The sequence below is a fragment of the Haloparvum alkalitolerans genome (assembly GCF_050122995.1).
GTDB classification, from domain to species: domain Archaea; phylum Halobacteriota; class Halobacteria; order Halobacteriales; family Haloferacaceae; genus Haloparvum; species Haloparvum alkalitolerans.
In genome coordinates this window covers 203,678-221,335 of record NZ_JBNLIA010000002.1, presented here as the reverse complement: position 1 = coordinate 221,335, position 17,658 = coordinate 203,678, and the positions used below count along the sequence as shown (strand labels likewise).

Genomic DNA, 17,658 nt, shown 5'->3' with positions numbered 1-17,658 from the left:
GGACGGCTGCGAGACCGCTCGCGACCATCAACGGCATTGACCTCCTACTGGTCGTCTCTCCAGCTCCCCCACACTTCTCGGTACTTGCCGAGTTCGCGGTACTCCTTCTTCCGCTCGAAGGCGTCGATGGCGTAGACCACCTCGTTGTCCTTATCCCAATCGATCAGTACGCGAAAGTCGCCGACGCGAAGCTTGTAGCCGGGATGGTTCTTCAACCGGTCGAGAAAGTGGTCCGGGAAGTCGCCGATGTCCTCCAGCTTGCTGATGATCCGCTCGGCGTCATCGGTCTCGAACTGTTCCAGCGTTTCGACTAACGTCTCGGTCAAAACGACTTCGTGAGCCATTAGTCAGCCTCAGTGGTCGATATCGAGACGTTCGCGGGCCTCGTCCGTGGACATCGTCCGCCCCGCTGCAACATCCGCGTACCCCTCCGAGACACCCTCCTGCGCGCCAGGCGTCAGAATCGGCTCTGTGGTGTCGCGCAGAACCTCACGGATGAACTCCGAGCGGGTGGTGTACTCCAGTTCATCCGCCAGTTCGTCGATCTCCTCCAGAAGCCGCTTCGGGACCTTCACGTTCAACTTCACCATGTCCCCATCGCCGTTGTCGCCCGCGTCCGTGCTCATACTGCGTGGTACGCGGGTGGTACTCAAAGAACTGTCGCTCAGTCGTCCCGGGGTCGGCGACGAATCGGTGAACCGCCTCGGGACTTGACTAGTCCGATGCGGTCGATGGGCCGTCCGCAGTTTCGGGGCGGTCTGCACACTCCGCGAGTGGCAGGGCGTGGAGGTACGCATCGAGATCGAGCGCGAGGCTGTCGATGGCTGTGGGTCCATCCACTGCAACTCGAACGTGGCGCCGTGTTCGGCGCCCCCATCGCGGACGTCGTGGGACCAGCTGTCGCGGGGTTCCTCAACCCGTGCGTGGAAGAAGTGGCGGACGTACCGCTTCGGTGGGTACTGGCGCCGCGTCCACACATCGGTCGCGACCGGGCTGACGGCCGCGAGCTTCGTGAGGCCGGTCCCCTCTCGAACTTCGCGGCCGACCGCGTCCCGCGGCCGTTCCTCGGTCTCGATCGTTCCCTTCGGGATTTGGAGCTCCTCGTGGCCCGGCCCGTTGAACACCAACACCTCGCCGGTCGACCGCGTCACGTACGCGCACGCCTTCCCGACGTACGTGGCGTATCGGCGATTCATGTGGCCCCCCTCAAAGCCCGTCAATATATATTGATCATCCATTGACACCCGGGGTGTGCTCAGGAAGACCTGATAGCGGTCGGAGGAGCGAAAGCGATGCAGAACCTGGTACCCGGAAAATGAGAAACCCGTTCATCCACGGCTGCAGGCTGTCTCACGCCCGTTCCATGATCAAGATGTCGCGACAGGGAGTAGCCCGCGATCGTCCCCCGGCATACTGCTTTGGTTGGGACACCCCGGTGATTCAGCGTGGAATCAGTGTGCAGGTGGTGCCTAGGATGGAATGTGTCATGATTTCCGATTTTCTGAGAGGCTATTCCAATACGACGTCAATGTGGACTTTCTCACCGCAATTTCCACAGTGTTCGTCATAGTCTGCAATGCCGGGGCCCGACCAAATCGACGAAACCTCTTCAATACTCTCGATCGTGAATGAAACAGCGTTACCACATTCAGGGCAGGCGACATTTTTCAAGACCATAGATTGCTCTCAGCCAAGAGCATCATAGTGGCTGATGTACCAGCAATACTTCCCGATACTAGTCCCCAGCATGCCGCATCAATCGACGGTTATCGCATCCAGTTCGGTGCGTAGATCCTCGCATGTGTTCTCCTTGATGGGTGTGGGGATTTCCGCAAAGAGTCGTCGCGTAGAGTTCGTCACATATTCAGCAGTCTATTCTCCACCTCGTGGCTTACCGATCACGCGGCCGCGTTCGAGGCGTTCGGGCGGCTAGGTTCGCGCGGCGTAGGCCGGCCATCCGGATGCGCTACGGTCGATCCGCGATCTTGGGAGTCACGAGTCCCTGTGGGTCGCTTGGTAGCTGGCGCGTCGCCGATCGACCAGCCACACGGTCGCGGCCGCGAGCAACGCGACCGCGGCCGGCCAGCGGTCGGTACTGACGAAGATGCCGTCGATGGCGAACCCGTGAGTGATGAACGGCCACAGCAGCGGACTGGACACGCCCGAGGGCTTGTAGAGCAGGAAGTCGAGCGTGTAGTGCGAGCTGGCACCGAGCGCGAGCAGTGCGAACACTGCTCGTCGATGGCGCGCGGACGTGAGCAACGCACCCAGACAGACGACGAGCAGCGTTCCTCCCACGCGGTGGAGGGGCATCCACGAGAAGGGGATGCCAAGCATCGTAGCGATGAGCTCGTCCGAGACCAGGAGATCGATCCGGTTCAAGTCCGGGAGGATGGCTCCACCCATCGCGAGCGTGACGAGTGGTGGCGTGATCCAGTCCACGTGCCACGAGAGGACGGTCGCGAGACAGTACCCGACGAGCATGTGGGTAAACAGATCAGTCATCGCGCGCCTCCTTCGTGCGGAGTCGTTCGTGCAGCGGGACGTCTCTGGGAACGACCGACCACGTCTCGCGGTCGACCGTCCACCCGTTGATCCCGCGGCCGGCAATGAGGAGGGCCGCGAACGTCGAGATACCGTACATATAGAGCACTTCCCACGGCTCGCGGACGATGGCTCGGTCAGGGTCGACCTGCAGTGTGCCGTCATCGGTCAGCTCGCCGGCGACGATCACGTTCTGGCCCTCCGCGACTGGCGGCGCGTTCTCGAGCGTGAGCAGCTGGGGCTCCTCACCCGGCCCGTCAGCCTCGACCTCGATAACCACTGGATCCGTGTCGACGACCACACCACCCGCCTGGATCCGGTCGCCTGCATGGTCTGCGGGGTCGACATCCGCGACCGCGAGATCCAGTCCGGGGTCGGGTGGTGCGGGCCAGCCCATCCCCCCCAAGCACGAAGAGGCTACCCAAGAGGAGACAACAGGCAGCAAGTGCGAGAACGCGGCGGGGATCCGTCGGCATGTAGGCGTGTCTGGTGGACCGTGGGTTAAGTGGTTGGCCCTTGGGAGATGTCGCACCCGTCCTTCCCTTTGATCAGGTAGGAGAACGCGGTCGAGATCGCGGTGTTGGTCGGCACGTGGACGGCTGCGCAGGTCGTGCCCTCGCCGCGAGCGAGCATTGAGCATTTCGGCGGGGTGTGAACGTCGCCCCGGCCTATTAGGCGCTGCTCCGTGAACATCCGGCTAGATGGCCCCCGCGATCGCCCACTTCCTCGTCGGTGCAGCCTTCCTTCTGCTGGTGGCAACTCCGCTCATGCTTCGCTACGATCTCGATCGGGAACTCGCCATCTGGCTGCTCCCGATCGGCGGCGTGTGGGGCATCGCGCCCGACGTGCACCACATCTCGCCCGTAGCTGCGGAGACACTGTACGGCTTCCACCACTCTCCCTGGATGGAGCTCTTCGCCCTTCACTACACGCTTGACCGACCGGCCGTCCGCGCGCAGGAGCACTGGAGCATTTTCGCGTCGATCCTCCTGTTCATCGTCGCGGTCGCCGGCTTCCGGCTTGCTGTCCGCGTGCGGAACAGGGGCCTCGTCGCGCGCCGCCCGCTTGAACACGCGTTCGTCGTCTGTGCCGCGACCGCGGCTGCGGGAACGCTCGCGACGATCGTTCTCGGCGTCGGCGTGAGCATTCAGGAGGCCTTTCCAGCCGTGGCGGGACTGGTCGGCAGTTCGAGCGTCCTCGTCGGTGGCCTGCTTGTGACCCTCGGTGGGGGACTGCTGAGTGTGGGGACGGCCGCGGTCGTGGAGAGTGATGTCGTCGAGCGGGCACGCTTCGAGCCGACTCACGGTGCGTTCGTGGGTGCGAGCGTCGGACTTGTCAGTTGGATCGGCGGCGTGGTCGTCGGTGTCCCCCTCGTGAGTGCGGCGCCGTTTCCGTCCCTCCATGTTGGGAGTCTCGGCACGCTGCTCGTGTTTGGCGTCGTCTTCGGCGCATTCTACGCGGTCGTGCGTGGGGCGTTTCGGGATCCGGATATCGTAGTTCCGGGCAACGAAACGCCGTAGACGTGAAATGGCCGCTCAAGGGTTCCGAGGACAAACCGGTTGTCGCCGATCAGTCGTCCGCCTGGACCGTTTCGTCCGCGTTCGCAGTCGTCTCGGGAGCCGTGTCGGTGTCTGGGTCCTCGAGCTGTGAATGCTGGCCGATTAGACTCTCGTGTAGATCGACCCCGTCGACTGTGGACTTGCGGTCAATGATCGACTCGGAGACGGAGGCGTTCGCGATTTCCGTCTCGGGAAAGATCACGGTTCGGGCAAGGTCCGAATCCCTAACGACCGCGTCGCCGAGCACCTGCACGCCGCTCCCGATGCTCGTGTTCTCAACGGTCGCCTCGTCAGCAACGAGTGCCTCGCCGTCGAGTTCGTACTCGACCGCGTCGAGATAGCTCTCCGCGGTGCCGATGTCGAACCACGCGCCGTCGAAGGTGAACGCGTGCGTCGGCGTCCGGTCCTGCAGCCACTGCACGAACCAGCCCGGCTCGTCCGGATTGTTCCCCTCCTCGAGATACGTCTCCAGCAAGTCGATGGAGTCGCTGGGGAAGCCGTAGCACGCAATGGAGACGAGCGAACTCTTGGGGTGCTCAGGTTTCTCCGCGAAGTCGACGATCCGGTCCCCTTCGAGTTCGACAACGCCGTACGAGGTGGCGCGGTCGCGAGAGCCAACGTCATAGGCGGCGATGGTCGGGCTTTTGGCCTCTTGGAAGAAGTCCAGAAAGTCGCTCACGTCGAAACTGATGTAGTTATCGCCCGCGATGACGACCGTGTCGTCCGAGATCTCCTCGCGGTCGACGAGCTGTGCAAGCGCGCTGATGACGCCGAACTTCTCCGATTCGCCGGTCGTGTCCTCGATGGAGAGTGCCGGTTTCTCGAAGTCAGCCGCGGCGAGGTACTCGCGGAACTCGCCCGCGAATCGCTCGTTCGTCGACACGTACACGTCATCGACGCGGTCGTCCTCCTCAAGCTCCGCGAAGATCCGGTCGATGACGGTGCTGTCCCCCAGTGGAAGAAACATCTTCGGCCGATGCGTCGTGACCGGCCAGAGCCGCGTTGCGTACCCACCCGCCAGCACGATGGCATCCATGTCTATCAACCTATTCGTCATCGCACATAAACATTTTCAGGTCGCTATCAGAATTTGGCATCTGGTCTATGGCCCGTACTCTTGAAGGGGGTAGACTCCGACATACACGTGTCCCTCGGCCACGGTACTCAAGAGTAGTGGCCTTGTCTGGTGTCGTTGAAGGGTGCGGTTAGAATTGTAGAGAGCTCTTGCGATGGGTGGATTCTTCCACTTATACAGGATCTAATAATACATAATTAATGTGTAAAAGACTGCACAATATTGGTGCTGTACGGCGCTATCTAGTATATTATGTACGCATTACTATCAGAATAAGCTAGTAAAGATAGCATAACACTTATGTGAGCATAAATTCACTATCTTCTAAATACTCTATGGTGTTGGGAAGTTCGAGGGGATGGCCATTCCACGTAGTCAATAAAGGAGGTGAATAATGTCGACCTACGCAACATCGGGTGTGAATGGCGAGCGAGAGGCTCCTTTGGAACAGGAACCGATCGATACTACATCCGACACAATCGTCGCCGGTATTCCGACGTACAACGAGGAGATTGCGATCGGCAGTGTCGTCTCGGAGGCACAGCAATACGCCGATGAGGTCGTCGTCGTTGACGACGGGAGCACCGACAATACGGTCCGGATTGCTCAGAACGTCGGAGCGACGGTGATCAAACATGAGGAAAACAAGGGCAAAGGCGGCGCGATCCGAACGCTCATGAAGTATACTACGAATATCGATGGTGTTGACAGCCTCGTGATCCTCGATGGTGACGGACAACACCTTCCCGAGGACATCCCAGATGTTGTTGAACCCGTCCTTGAAGGCGACTGTGACATCTCGATCGGAAGTCGATACGTCGAGCAGGAAGAGACTGAGACGCCGCTGCATCGACGATTCGGGCAGCGTGTGCTCGACACCCTGACACTGGGATCGTCTGGAGAGAACCTGAGCGACACTCAGAGCGGGTTCCGGGCGTTCTCGCCCGAGGCGGCCTCGAGTTTGAACCTCCAGACGGACGGGATGGGCGTCGAAAGTGAGATGATCAGCGAAGCAGCAAATCGTGAACTTAAGATCGATGAGGTGCCTATCGATGTAAGGTATGACGGCATCGATGGACAGACGTTCAACCCGCTTGCCCACGGATTGAGTGTCGCCGTGTTCGTAACGCAACTAATCCGGGACCGGCATCCCTTGCTGTTCTTTGGTGTGCCGGCACTATTGCTGCTCGGAGTTGGAGGTGCGCTGTTACTCCAAACTGCATATCTCTACCAAACTACTGCGGCTTTCCATCAGTGGCGGGCGTTAATTAGCGGGTTCTTGGTTCTGACAGGGATTGTGTGTCTCTTTAGTGCACTCGTCTTGAGCCAGGTGAAGAACATGGTCTCCCGCCCCGATTAAGAATGTCCATGGTGCTATATGAGAGAATTTCGACTGAGGCGAATAATTGATAGATTAGTCAAAACTGTTGGAAGATCAAAATGATCACAGTTAACAATGTTATGAATAAGAGCTAGAATGGACACAAATAGCACAACACACGCCACTGTCGTCGTTGTTACCTATAACCATGCAGATTTTATCGAAACGTGTCTTCGGAGTTCTCTGGCTGAGAATCCGGCGAAAGTCATCGTTGTTGACACCGGTTCAACTGATGGAACAAAAGATATTGTATCGGAGAAATTCCCTGACGTAGAGTTGTTTACAATGGCGGAAAACAGGGGATATGGTGCCGGAAACAATGTTGGTGTGAGCAGTATAGATACGGAATTTACAGTCATTCTGAATCCAGATACTCGGGTCGAATCAGGCTGTTTCGAAGCGTTATTAGAGCCCCTCGCAGAGATGAAAAACCGAATTACGACACCAAAGATACTCACCTATGACGGGAAACATATCAACACTTGTGGGAATATTGATCACTTTACAGGCCTGGGCTTTACTAGAGGTTTCTATCGGCCACCTATGGAACTCTCGGAAACAGAGCGACTTTCTGGTCTTTCCGGTGCGTGCTTTGCCCTCCGTACGGAGCTGTACAGGGAGATAGGTGGGTTTGATGAGGAGCTCTTCCTCTACATGGAAGATGTGGAATTGTCATGGCGAGCGGCACTAAACGATATTGAGATCCGCTACATCCCTGATGCAATAATATGTCATGACTACGAGGATATCCAGGTTCCGGCGAAAAAGATCTATCACCTTGAACGAGGACGATATTACATACTCCGGAAGTACCTCAACATGAAGACAACAATGATGTTGCTACCGTCGCTATTACTGACTGAACTGCTAACTACTGGATTCGCAGTTCTGAGCGGTACCGAAGGAATTCGAAACAAGCTACGAGGAATGCGGGAAGGTCTAACTATGGACATAAACACAGTAAAAAAGGATCCACAAACAGTACTTTCCAAGCTCGCAGTCAAGATTCCAGAAGATCAACTCACATACAGTATGCTTGATCTATTTGGAAAGAAATTTGCGAACACAGTATACAAACTCAATTATTCGCTTCTTAACGTATGAAGGTAGCCATGGTTTCATCTCACGGAGGACATCTCACGGAACTTCAAATGATCGCTGACGCGTTTGATGGGCACGATCAGTTCTATATAACATATGAAAGTGAGCGCACGAACCAGCTTGATATAGAAGCGTATACCTTGGAGAACATTGGGACAAACCCTATATCAATGACAATAGCGTTCAAGCAAATACTTCGGTGGTTCTGGTCGCACAGACCAGATCTCGTAGTGAGCACGGGGTCCGAGATTGCAATCCCCGCATTTGTCGCCGGCGAGATCTTCGGAGCGACGACTATCTTTGTCGAGAGCTGGTGCCGTGTCACCAGCCGATCAACAACGGGACGCATAGTGTATCCTATTGTCGACCACTTCTTCGTCCAGTGGCCGGAACTGCTTGAGGAATACGGTGAAAAGGCAGAGTTTCGAGGAAGCATCGTATGATATTCGGGACAGTAGGGACACATGATCAGCCGTTCAACCGATTACTATCCGGATTGGACGAAATCGCGGACGAATACGACAAGGTGGTCACACAGGTCGGGCACTCGACCTACCGGCCAAAAAACATGGAGTGGTTCGATTTTGTCGCCGAATCTGAGATCAACAATTACTACCGGAATGCGTCGGTCATAGTCGGGCACGCCGGCGCAGGGACGATTCTGACGGCCCTCTCGTACGGAAAGCCAATCGTGTTGATGCCGCGGCGAAAGCAATACGACGAACATATTGATGACCACCAACTCGAGCTGACGGCCGCACTCAGGGAAAGAGAGGGTGTCTTCATCGTGAAGATGGCTGACGAACTCAAAGCTGCGATCGACGACGCGCTAGCATATACTCAGACGAAAACCACGTCATCCGGAGAACTAGTGACGTATCTGTCGGCGAATATCGAACGACTGGTGGACTGAATAATGCACGTCGCGATGATCGTATCGACCCCAATGCCACCCGAAGAGGGGATTGGCTACTACACATACAACCTCTCGAAGGAGCTCCAAGAACGGGGCCATCGAATAACTATCGTCACGAGAGGTGGACTCAAAGGGATGTCCGCAACACACGACGGGCTCGAGATCAAAAAGGTACCGTATATTCCAGCCTACCCGTTCCACGTGGACCTACACGGGATCTTCCTGCGTCGTCGACTCCGTCAGCTCGGCCCGGACATCGTTCACACCCACACACCATTGACACCGCCGGTAGATATCGACATACCGGTGGTCTCGACCATCCACACTTCTGTCGTCGAAGATGCTAACCAGACCGATTCGATCAGGCCCGGTGCGCTTGCACACCGATTTCTCACACGAGTCACTAGCAGACGGACAATCGCTGCGCAAGCTGAATCCGCGACAGAACTCGCGACAGTCGCACACTCGGTGAAGGAAGAGCTTGCGACACATTTCGGGCTCTCAGGCATACACGTGGTCGGCAACGGTGTGAATATCTCCGAATTCGACGGTGTATCGGACACCAACGAACGATTTGGGCTGTTCGTCGGTCGACTGAGTTATCGCAAGGGAATCGCGGACCTGCTCAACGCGTGGGAGCAACTGCCCGACGAACAGCGCATCCCGCTGAAGATCGTCGGTAAGGGTCCGCTTCGCGAGCAGCTAGAAGATCAACTTAGCGGCACTGGACTGTCTGGGGATGTTTCCTTTCTCGGACACCTGCCGCGGGCGGACCTGGTGCGCCTCTATCAGCAGGCTACGCTATTCATCGTTCCCTCGCACTACGAAGGACTTCCAACGGTCCTGCTGGAAGCGATGGCGGCCCGGACTCCTGTTATCTCGACGGCCGTAAGCGGAGCCCTCGATGTCATCGATGACGGAGAGAACGGCATTCTCGTCCCGGCACGGGCGCCGGAAGAGATGAGCGAGGCGGTACTCAGACTCCTGCGTGACCCCGAAGCCCGGAAACGACTCGCAGCGCGCGGTCGAGAAACAGTTGAGCGGGAGTACACCTGGGACGCGGTCGCCGACCGCTACCTAGATCTTTACGAGACAAGCATGAACGCATGAAACTGGTATTCGTCTGCTTCGAGTTCGAACCGAGCAAGCTTCGTAAACAGCCATGGAGGTATGTAGCAGAACTAACACGTGGGCTTGATACGGATGTGGAACCACTCGTGGTCACCGACACCGAGGCTGAGGTCGACGGAGTAGCAACCCACACCGTCGATTCACTCGGGACGCTGACCGGACCCTCCACGGCGCTCGTCGACACAGTCCGTCGAGCGGACCCCGACGTGGTCGCGACAGTGCTTGGGCCCTCTAGTCTGTTTCGGCCGACTTCGCTCGCGTCCGAAGTCCAGGCTCCGACCATCGCCGTCATGACGAGTCCCCTGTACGAACTCGGGGACGTGGTCGGCGTCGGCGCTGCCGAGTTCTATCGGCACTCCTCGTACCTGATTGGCCACCTTGCCGGGGCACTAACACCGGACATCGCTGCCAGACGGCACCTTGACCAGTATGATCACCTTATTACGCTGACCTGCAGTACGGGTGACGCGCTTGCCGACACCGGGACGACGACGCCCGTCGATGTCGTCAGGCCCGGATTGGATCCGTTTGACCGTAAACTGCCGCCAGAGAGCGCCGTAGAAGACGTACAAGCGGAGCTAGCACCAGACGGCGATCCGATTATTCTCTACTTTACCTCGCCACTGACCCTTCGCGGGACGGATACGCTTGTGAAGGCGTTCGCGAAGCTAACCACGTCGACGGACGCGATTCTGGTCGTCCTCGCACGACAGGACGGCGGCGGGCTGAGCGACGAGGAGCAGTATTTGACGGACCTTGCATCGAACCTAGGCGTGGCCGACTCCTTCGTGCTCCTGCCGAAGAACCTCACGCCGGAGGGGGTCAAAGCCCACCTTCGGGCCAGTGACGTGGTGGCCCTGCCCTACAAAATTGTCATCTCCGGCGTACCGGTAAGCATCTTGGAGACGATGGCAGTCGGGCGACCAGTCGTGACGACAACCACCGACGGGCTGCCAGAGCTCGTCGGTGATCGATCCCAACTCGTTGTGCCCAACGATGTTGACTCGCTGGCGAGGAGGCTGGAGGCACGGTTGGCAGACTCGAACGCGGTCGGTCGGGCAAATCGGGAACGGATAAGTGACCACCCGACTTGGGAAGAATCACGAGAACAGTTCGTAGGGATTCTGGAGGGAATACAATGAGTGAAAGTCGACTGATTTGCATTATTGGGCCCGATGGTGCCGGGAAATCAACGCAGGCCGACATGTTGCTGGAATTGTTATCAAACCACGGTCACGATTGTGAGTATCGGTGGCTCGGATTCAATCATTACCTATCGCTGCCGCTACTTGGAGTTGCCCGGCTCATTGGATTGAGCGAAATAGAGACACTCGATAGTGGCAGAGAGGTCGGTTACCATCACTTTGAGCGTTCAAAAATCCTTACAAAGCTGTACCCTGTCCTACTCCTAGTCGATACACTACTTGCCTATCTAATAGCGGTCGCGTGGCCACGAAGCCAACTCGGCAAATCACTAGTCTGTGACCGCTTCATTCACGATACGGTCGTGAATATTATGCTCTCTATCGACCAGCCAGATTTCATAGACACTGCGGTCTGCAATTTGTTTTTTAGGTTAATTCCCGACGACGCGGAAGTATTCGTCTTGTTGGCCGATGAAGATACGCTTCGTGATAGAAGAGATGATGTCGAAGCTGACAGGAACATCTCGGAGAAAATCCAGTATTATCAGATCCTCGCAGATAGGCTTGATCTTCCTGTTATCGATTCTTCAAAATCCCCGGAATCGATTCATCATGAAATCCAAGCACAGCTCAGAAGGGAGCATTAATCGAACAGGCCCGTTTTATCGTAGAGAACAATCAGGTTCTCTCGTTCATCCTCACGTATTTTCGACAACTCTTCAGCGTTTTCAAGAACAAAGATATCAAGCGGGAATTTATCAAACAACGCTCTACTCCTCGCTAGTGTTGTTAACCAACACGCGAAAATTCCGTTTAAGACGCCATCGCTTCGAATAATCCTAATATCTAAATCAGAAGTACTGTGAAGTTCATCTCTTGAGAGACTACCCAGTGCCACGACAGCCTCGATGCTTTCGTGCTCCGCCCCGAGATCTCGTAGAAACTCGCAATAATTATAGAAGGTTTTCTCATCAGTGTGAATCAGATCAACGTTCTTTAACACAACAAATATGTGCCCATTAAATATGAAATTAAGTGTATGAGCGATTAGCACCGAAGCGATAATCCCAATTCTCCCACCAATATGCTTGTTTAATATACTGTATAATATTGCGGTCAAAAGCACGTCAAGACCGACTTTGTAAGCGCACTCCGTTCTAGACATATTAAATAGCCCTTGAAACGTCCAGTGTGACCCCACGAGCACAAGTGCGGACAGCCAACTATCTGCCTCGGTAACCTTTTCGACGAATGTAGCGAACTTCGAATTAAACATGAATGTGTGACATTTCGTCCTGAGAACGTACGAAATGATAGGCGGCAGTAGATATGTGTCCTTCGTCTAATTTCAGTCGATCCGATGATTGAAAAGGGCTAGCTGACAATGTGTGTTGCTAGTCTCAACTTATCTTATTATATTCTTTGATGAGAGCAGTCTAAGGAGAGGCCATCTATGACGTAATTCTTAATAAACACGCAGGCAACATATTACTATCATGAAAGTAGGAGTGGCCTACAACTACGATCCATGTGAACTTCGGACAGGTGGTGGAATTACTTATTGCAACAATCTTGTCCGGTCACTAACCAAAAAAGGGCATAAGGTAGAGTTATTTGATGTCGAACTGACCACTAAACGGGAACCCATCGAAAATTTGAGTCACCACCCTGTACAGCATAGTTCCGATAATTGGTGGAGGTTTATATTTAATCTCTATCGAAAAATCGACACAGGGGATCTCGAAGACCTGGATGTCATACATACTCACCATCCATTAGTCATGCTTCCATTTTTACTGAAACAGACAAAGACACCGACAGTCTGTACGTTCCACGGAGTTCCGCTTGACTGGCTTGACGCTAACTATCCAATGGTATCCCGTACCGCTTCGGTACCCTACAAAAAACTGGAACGGGAGATAATCCAGCGAGTTGATAAAACGACGACAGCGGGGCCCGAGCCGCAGAAACGGCTATCGGAACGACATGGGGACTGGTTCGAAGTGAAGAACAAGCCAATTCCCAGCGGTGTTGATTTAGACTTCTTTTCCCCGGAGAAGACCGATGATGCCGAGGTCACCGAAGGGGTAACAACATACCTGTTTGCCGGGCGTCTTTCCAAACAGAAGAACCTGAAATCACTTTTCCATGCCTTCAATATTGTCAGCCGAAACAACCCCCAAACGGAGCTAATTGTTCTTGGTAGGGGTGAAATGCGGGATGAACTCGAAAACTACGTAACGAATCCGAATGTCCGATTTAAGGGTGAGGTCCCCTTCGAACAGGTACCCCAGTATATGGCCGCAGCTGACGTGTTCTGCCTCCCTTCGCTCTACGAAGCATCTCCAACCGTGGTCAAAGAGACTCTGAGTTGTGGTACACCAATTGTGAGTACGGACGTTGGTGATGTCTCCGAAATCATCACCGCTGAGGAACTAGGCGAAATTGTGCTAGACGACGACGCAGAGACAATAGCAGCGGCGATGGAAGCGGTCGCTAGACGAGTGGAAGAGGATCCCGAGAACATCCGCCGGGCATGCCGTAACTACGCGGCAAAGAATTTTGCTTTCGACACAATTGCCGAAGCATACATCCGGACGTTCGAATCTGCGATGGCAAGGTAGTCGACGCCAGAGGGGGATCGTGAGAAATTAAAAACTAACATCAAGCAATTCGGCCGTCTCAACTGCTTGTGTGCGGATATGACTGTCTGCGAGGAGGACGATGAAATACAGAGTACCGCCAGTGGCTACGAGTCCTAGTAGCTGGGGAATCCCATCAATACTGAACTGTGAATCGATAAGAACCAAAACAAGAGCCATAGCTACCGAGGAAATAACAGACCAGGTTAGACTTCGCCAGTCGACGCGAAGGTCGATGTGTTTCGACGCGAACCACAGTGCCGAGACCGACATCGCCATAGCGGATACCAACGTAGCAATTGCCGCCCCTTCGATCCCTGCGGTGGGGATGAGGATGATATTCAATACGATGTTTGTCACTAATAGACAGAAGCTCACCCACATTAGTCCTCTGGGTAAATTTAACCCATAAAGTATTGCACGAGCGATGCCACCGACAGTCTGTGGAATCTTTTCCAGAAGGAGGATTATCAATACGACGCTGGCTGCGCCGTACTCTGCGGTGAACAAATTTGACAACAGTTCACCCGCAAGGAGACAGCCACCTACAACAATTGGAATGAGCAAAACCAGTGTGAGAGTGAAGTACCGGTACACTACGTCTTCGACTAGTTGTTGTTTTCCTTCCACCCACCATTCACTGAGTTGCGGACGGATGACCGCACCCAGAGACTGTGCTATTATCATCGGGATAAGCGATACTTGCCAAGCGATCTCGTACATACTAACAGATGAAGAGACAAGGAAGAAGCCAATGAGAAGGATGTCGGTCCTATCGTAAGCCTGTTCAGATACTTGAGAGATTCCTGCAAAGATAGAGAAAGTAAATATCTTCTCAGCAGCGTCTTTTGTTGGTGTAGATATTCCAATGGGTAATTTTATGCTAACATAAACTAGCGCGATACAGATTGATGCTAAGTAGGATATTAAAATTGCGTTGATATTCACACGCCCAGAATAATAGAAGAAAGCTATAAATACAAAAAATAGTAATTTTTGCAGAAATTGGGAGAATATTGTATTTGGGACAGCTAAATTGCCGTTCAGTGCCTTTCGTAGCCCTACTAAGAGTATATATAAAAAAAGGCCAAGAGTTACATATGCGATCGAAACATTGAGATAAGATTCTATTTGGGACTTGAATATGTAGCTCAAAAGTGCTAACAGTGTGGATATGAGTAAGACAATGAGTACACCAGTAGAAAAGATTTCTGCCTTGTTTTTGCCTTCGGATAATCTCTTTTCGAGCCCCTCGCCAACTCCGATAAGCGAAAGAGTTCCCACAACGGAAACCACAGAGATATATAAAAAATAAGTTCCTAGAATTGACCTTGGGACTATTCGAGAAATAACTGCTATCGATAAAAAAGAGAGACCCAATTTAGACATATTCCAAATGAATACTTTGGCCCCATCATTGCCCAACGACATATAGAACCAACAAATTTCTACTTTGATAAGAGGGACGATTTGAACATAGTATATAAATAATCGTCAATTAATGTTTGTCAGACATAGCCTAGATCTTTCAACCGCTCCATGGTCTTCTCGTCAAATGAGTCATCGCTATCCTCGCGCTCTGCTTCATGTTCGTCTATCCAATCAGCGATTTCATCGGTTACATCAGATGGGACGTCGTCAACCCCAGCGTGCTTAATGTCGGCATATCTGTATTTAGCAGTTTTAGACTGGTAATACCGTATATCTGCAACTGGCAGAGATGGTGGCTGGTAGTCTGGATTATGTTCTCTGATTAAATCTAGTGCATCATTTAGGTGACCCTTACCTACCTCTGAAATGGCGAACTCTCGTGACTCTTGTCGTAGGTCTTGACCAGCTGGAACGTTTATATCTGCATCTATTTCGTTGAAGACCATCTGTAATCCGTCTGCAGGTTGGACGATCTCATTTGCAACAGCTTCAATCCCATCTATACCAGCAGTCATGAATGGAACATTGGTCAGCTGGTCATTGATAGTGAGCGTATGGCTAATGAGACTGTCCTCACCGAAAAGCTCACCGTGGTCCCCAACTACGATAATAATTGGATTGTCAAGTTTGCGGCGTGCCTCCGCTATCAGGTCTGCTACAATATGGTCAATATATCGAATCAGCATGTCGTAAAGGACTCTGAGTGCAGTAAATTCTTTTTCCGAATAGTCGGCACCTTCACCGATTCGTGCATGGAGATTTTCACTCATATCTATCGCAAGATCAAGCGCCTTATTCATCGGCATCGGGAGTTCGGACGCAAATGTATCTCGCCATGTGACTGGTGGCCAGTATGGGTGGTGGCTATCGTTCAGGTGCATATACAAGAATAGCGGGTCGTCAGCTGACTGGTGCTTATTCAACTCACGTTTCGCTAGATCTTGCTGGATATAACTCGTACAGGCAGTTCGTGTATTCTGTGACAGTCCAGCAGAATGACGTCGAATATTTAATAAATACTTAGCGATCGTGGTGAGTGGAACCGTGTCAAGCAGCGTATCTCGAGTAAGATGGTGAAAATCGTCAAATCCTCGATCCAAATTTGTGGCAGAAGAAACCTGTGTGTTGTTTGAGATACCGACCGTTCTGTATCCCATCTCACTGAACTGTTCCGGGACGGTCTTGACCGACTTGGGCAATTGATCTCTGTCAAAGCCAGTCCGATGGTCGCTAAGGGCTCGTCCAGTCAGAATGGATGCGCTGGAGGCCCGTGTCCAAATACCGTGTGCGTAGCATGATGGGAACGCTGTGACTTCTCCAGTATTAACTAATGATTGCAATTCAGGTGTCGTCTCACGGTGATGTCCATATATTGATAAATGATCTTTCCGAATACTCTCCAATGTAAGCCAGATAATATTCCGTGACATTTAATTATATTTCTGAGTTGAAGTTGAATATGCTTTACTATTTATTACACTGATCAATTTTGTCATACCTACAAATTCCAGTATTGATTTCTCATAATAGTGACCGGTGACCGATTGGTGATTGAATTATTGAATATTTACCTTTGTTGTACCCGAATCAAAAACTTTTGATCGATCGATGAACTCACAGTCTGGACTGTTAGGTAATGCATTTATTGAGGTAACCGAAATGGGGAGGTCACGCCTTCCACATTGCTGTATTCGTCTCATTCGATCTTGTATTGGACTTTCATATAGGCTTACTGTTCTTTCATACAACCAAATGTCAATTTGTATTAGATTACCACCCAACGAATTCTCGGTCGTCCAGTCTACCGCTACTTTCTCTGACGGTTGCGAATAATATGAGTGTTTATCTACATCAATTGGCTGTTCGCTATCGATATAGAGACTAGGTGGTGTCGCAAAACCCTGTAGGATCAAAACGCTCACAAGTAGAACTCCAGCAAAAACCTTTGCATTAGGGAGACGCGGCATTCTGGGTACTAAGGCTGTACTCACCAAATACAACGCAGCCAAGCCATAGACTACAAATCTTCCTCCCCATGCTGCTCCTGAAGATGACGCAGATGAAAACACAGTTAGAATTAATGTGAACATAGCCATTAAACTTCCAAACGCAATAAGCCCGCTTGAAATACAACGTCTTTTAGGAATAAGTAACGATGTTAGAATACTCCCGACACCCGCTATCGGACCTAAAATAAAGGACGAATTCCAAGCTATATTCCAGAGATCTTGCCATGGATAAGTAAATGCTGACCCAGGAGTTCCGGCAATTTGGATAGGTGTACCTGTCGATGAACTAGTTGGTTGCAATGCGGTCAACAACTCCGTTATCGTCAATAAGAGCGGACTCTGTTGAACATAAATCCAAAAACTAACTACTATAACACTTGTAAGTATGGAAAATCCAGTAATATCTATGCTTCGAGTTGTCGGCTCATTGGAAAGTGGAAGATACTGGCTGATAAATAGTGAGCTAAATAAGGTAAGCGAGATTGCAGCTGCAAGATGGTGTGAGATCGTCACTCCACCTATTCCCAATGTTGCAAGTAACGACCATTGCTCACGAGATATATCCTCTCTTGGAACCAATCGGAGAGTTAACAAATATAGAATCAAGGCAAAAAATACGATCCCTATTGTTTCTTTAATGAAACTACTATGAATGAACACGTAACGGGGAAATACAGAAAGAAGTATGACAGTTAACGTTGCAGGACGTAGACCAAATAATTGC

At 52.6% G+C, this 17,658-nt stretch carries 18 protein-coding genes and 1 pseudogene; 9 read left to right on the top strand and 10 right to left on the bottom strand.

Going from position 1 to position 17,658, the window contains the following annotated elements; all coding sequences use genetic code 11:
* Window positions 1-44: 44 nt before the first annotated feature.
* The 5 genes and pseudogenes from ACQE3L_RS02930 to ACQE3L_RS02910 form a co-directional block, all read right to left on the bottom strand.
* Window positions 45-344 carry a type II toxin-antitoxin system RelE family toxin gene (locus tag ACQE3L_RS02930; protein WP_426962294.1) on the bottom strand — a complete coding sequence of 100 codons (300 nt, stop codon included), beginning with the start codon at window positions 342-344 and terminating at the stop codon, window positions 45-47.
* Window positions 345-353: 9 nt separating this feature from the next.
* Complete coding sequence (locus tag ACQE3L_RS02925; protein WP_426962293.1) at window positions 354-626, bottom strand: ribbon-helix-helix protein, CopG family; 273 nt, start codon at window positions 624-626, stop codon at window positions 354-356.
* A gap of 88 nt (window positions 627-714) precedes the next feature.
* Window positions 715-1,196: pseudogene (locus ACQE3L_RS02920) on the bottom strand (NUDIX hydrolase).
* A 796-nt stretch (window positions 1,197-1,992) separates the two neighbouring features.
* Window positions 1,993-2,505: a metal-dependent hydrolase gene (locus ACQE3L_RS02915; RefSeq protein ID WP_426962292.1), complete on the bottom strand. Its 513-nt coding sequence runs from the start codon at window positions 2,503-2,505 to the stop codon at window positions 1,993-1,995.
* Window positions 2,498-2,941 (bottom strand): OB-like fold-containing membrane protein, encoded by a 444-nt coding sequence (locus tag ACQE3L_RS02910; RefSeq protein WP_484494584.1) that lies wholly within the window; start codon window positions 2,939-2,941, stop codon window positions 2,498-2,500. The genes ACQE3L_RS02915 and ACQE3L_RS02910 overlap by 8 nt, the downstream gene beginning before the upstream one ends.
* Before the next feature lie 304 nt (window positions 2,942-3,245).
* Between ACQE3L_RS02910 and ACQE3L_RS02905 the strand changes: the two genes are divergently transcribed.
* Window positions 3,246-4,064, top strand: coding sequence for a hypothetical protein (locus ACQE3L_RS02905; protein ID WP_426962290.1), 819 nt, complete (start codon window positions 3,246-3,248; stop codon window positions 4,062-4,064).
* Window positions 4,065-4,113: 49 nt separating this feature from the next.
* Here the strand turns inward: ACQE3L_RS02905 and ACQE3L_RS02900 are convergent, their stop codons facing one another.
* A complete protein-coding gene (locus tag ACQE3L_RS02900; protein WP_426962289.1) occupies window positions 4,114-5,139 on the bottom strand; it encodes a nucleotidyltransferase family protein in 1,026 nt (341 codons plus the stop codon).
* A 433-nt stretch (window positions 5,140-5,572) separates the two neighbouring features.
* Here ACQE3L_RS02900 and ACQE3L_RS02895 point away from each other — a divergent pair, with 433 nt between their 5' ends.
* From ACQE3L_RS02895 to ACQE3L_RS02865, 7 genes are all read left to right on the top strand, one after another.
* A complete protein-coding gene (locus ACQE3L_RS02895) occupies window positions 5,573-6,538 on the top strand; it encodes a glycosyltransferase family 2 protein (RefSeq protein ID WP_426962288.1) in 966 nt (321 codons plus the stop codon).
* Window positions 6,539-6,655: 117 nt separating this feature from the next.
* On the top strand, window positions 6,656-7,663 hold the full coding sequence (locus tag ACQE3L_RS02890; protein ID WP_426962287.1) for a glycosyltransferase family 2 protein: 1,008 nt from the start codon (window positions 6,656-6,658) through the stop codon (window positions 7,661-7,663).
* Entirely contained in the window at window positions 7,660-8,103 is a 444-nt protein-coding gene (gene pssD, locus ACQE3L_RS02885; RefSeq protein ID WP_426962286.1) for a PssD/Cps14F family polysaccharide biosynthesis glycosyltransferase, read from the top strand. The genes ACQE3L_RS02890 and pssD overlap by 4 nt, the downstream gene beginning before the upstream one ends.
* Window positions 8,100-8,573, top strand: coding sequence for a glycosyltransferase (locus tag ACQE3L_RS02880; RefSeq protein ID WP_426962285.1), 474 nt, complete (start codon window positions 8,100-8,102; stop codon window positions 8,571-8,573). The genes pssD and ACQE3L_RS02880 overlap by 4 nt, the downstream gene beginning before the upstream one ends.
* 3 nt (window positions 8,574-8,576) lie before the next feature.
* The gene (locus ACQE3L_RS02875; RefSeq protein WP_426962284.1) at window positions 8,577-9,686 is read left to right on the top strand and encodes a glycosyltransferase family 4 protein; all 1,110 of its coding nucleotides are present in this window, start codon (window positions 8,577-8,579) and stop codon (window positions 9,684-9,686) included.
* Window positions 9,683-10,849, top strand: coding sequence for a glycosyltransferase family 4 protein (locus tag ACQE3L_RS02870; protein ID WP_426962283.1), 1,167 nt, complete (start codon window positions 9,683-9,685; stop codon window positions 10,847-10,849). Before ACQE3L_RS02875 ends, ACQE3L_RS02870 begins: the two co-directional genes overlap by 4 nt.
* Complete coding sequence (locus ACQE3L_RS02865; RefSeq protein WP_426962282.1) at window positions 10,846-11,499, top strand: nucleoside/nucleotide kinase family protein; 654 nt, start codon at window positions 10,846-10,848, stop codon at window positions 11,497-11,499. The genes ACQE3L_RS02870 and ACQE3L_RS02865 overlap by 4 nt, the downstream gene beginning before the upstream one ends.
* On the opposite strand, the gene ACQE3L_RS02860 is transcribed toward ACQE3L_RS02865, so the two are convergent.
* Window positions 11,496-12,017, bottom strand: coding sequence for a nucleotidyltransferase domain-containing protein (locus ACQE3L_RS02860; RefSeq protein WP_426962281.1), 522 nt, complete (start codon window positions 12,015-12,017; stop codon window positions 11,496-11,498). The genes ACQE3L_RS02865 and ACQE3L_RS02860 overlap by 4 nt on opposite strands.
* A 331-nt stretch (window positions 12,018-12,348) precedes the next feature.
* Between ACQE3L_RS02860 and ACQE3L_RS02855 the strand changes: the two genes are divergently transcribed.
* Entirely contained in the window at window positions 12,349-13,476 is a 1,128-nt protein-coding gene (locus tag ACQE3L_RS02855; RefSeq protein ID WP_426962280.1) for a glycosyltransferase family 4 protein, read from the top strand.
* A gap of 27 nt (window positions 13,477-13,503) precedes the next feature.
* Here ACQE3L_RS02855 and ACQE3L_RS02850 read toward each other — a convergent pair whose 3' ends face one another.
* The 3 genes from ACQE3L_RS02850 to ACQE3L_RS02840 form a co-directional block, all read right to left on the bottom strand.
* Window positions 13,504-14,883, bottom strand: a complete 1,380-nt coding sequence (locus tag ACQE3L_RS02850) for an oligosaccharide flippase family protein (RefSeq protein WP_426962413.1) — start codon at window positions 14,881-14,883, stop codon at window positions 13,504-13,506.
* Between the two features lie 119 nt (window positions 14,884-15,002).
* Window positions 15,003-16,355, bottom strand: a complete 1,353-nt coding sequence (locus tag ACQE3L_RS02845; protein ID WP_426962279.1) for a sulfatase-like hydrolase/transferase — start codon at window positions 16,353-16,355, stop codon at window positions 15,003-15,005.
* Window positions 16,356-16,481: 126 nt separating this feature from the next.
* Window positions 16,482-17,594 carry a hypothetical protein gene (locus tag ACQE3L_RS02840; RefSeq protein WP_426962278.1) on the bottom strand — a complete coding sequence of 371 codons (1,113 nt, stop codon included), beginning with the start codon at window positions 17,592-17,594 and terminating at the stop codon, window positions 16,482-16,484.
* Window positions 17,595-17,658: the final 64 nt, after the last annotated feature.

Coding starts and splice junctions, on each gene's coding strand:
- ACQE3L_RS02860 (WP_426962281.1), bottom strand. CDS start 12,017: ATGTCTAGAACGGAGTGCGCTTACAAAGTCGGTCTTGACGTGCTTTTG.
- ACQE3L_RS02900 (WP_426962289.1), bottom strand. CDS start 5,139: ATGGATGCCATCGTGCTGGCGGGTGGGTACGCAACGCGGCTCTGGCCG.
- ACQE3L_RS02875 (WP_426962284.1), top strand. CDS start 8,577: ATGCACGTCGCGATGATCGTATCGACCCCAATGCCACCCGAAGAGGGG.
- ACQE3L_RS02880 (WP_426962285.1), top strand. CDS start 8,100: ATGATATTCGGGACAGTAGGGACACATGATCAGCCGTTCAACCGATTA.
- ACQE3L_RS02845 (WP_426962279.1), bottom strand. CDS start 16,355: ATGTCACGGAATATTATCTGGCTTACATTGGAGAGTATTCGGAAAGAT.
- ACQE3L_RS02865 (WP_426962282.1), top strand. CDS start 10,846: ATGAGTGAAAGTCGACTGATTTGCATTATTGGGCCCGATGGTGCCGGG.
- ACQE3L_RS02850 (WP_426962413.1), bottom strand. CDS start 14,883: ATGTCTAAATTGGGTCTCTCTTTTTTATCGATAGCAGTTATTTCTCGA.
- ACQE3L_RS02895 (WP_426962288.1), top strand. CDS start 5,573: ATGTCGACCTACGCAACATCGGGTGTGAATGGCGAGCGAGAGGCTCCT.
- ACQE3L_RS02930 (WP_426962294.1), bottom strand. CDS start 344: ATGGCTCACGAAGTCGTTTTGACCGAGACGTTAGTCGAAACGCTGGAA.
- ACQE3L_RS02870 (WP_426962283.1), top strand. CDS start 9,683: ATGAAACTGGTATTCGTCTGCTTCGAGTTCGAACCGAGCAAGCTTCGT.
- ACQE3L_RS02855 (WP_426962280.1), top strand. CDS start 12,349: ATGAAAGTAGGAGTGGCCTACAACTACGATCCATGTGAACTTCGGACA.
- ACQE3L_RS02905 (WP_426962290.1), top strand. CDS start 3,246: ATGGCCCCCGCGATCGCCCACTTCCTCGTCGGTGCAGCCTTCCTTCTG.
- ACQE3L_RS02910 (WP_484494584.1), bottom strand. CDS start 2,941: ATGGGCTGGCCCGCACCACCCGACCCCGGACTGGATCTCGCGGTCGCG.
- ACQE3L_RS02890 (WP_426962287.1), top strand. CDS start 6,656: ATGGACACAAATAGCACAACACACGCCACTGTCGTCGTTGTTACCTAT.
- pssD (WP_426962286.1), top strand. CDS start 7,660: ATGAAGGTAGCCATGGTTTCATCTCACGGAGGACATCTCACGGAACTT.
- ACQE3L_RS02915 (WP_426962292.1), bottom strand. CDS start 2,505: ATGACTGATCTGTTTACCCACATGCTCGTCGGGTACTGTCTCGCGACC.
- ACQE3L_RS02925 (WP_426962293.1), bottom strand. CDS start 626: ATGAGCACGGACGCGGGCGACAACGGCGATGGGGACATGGTGAAGTTG.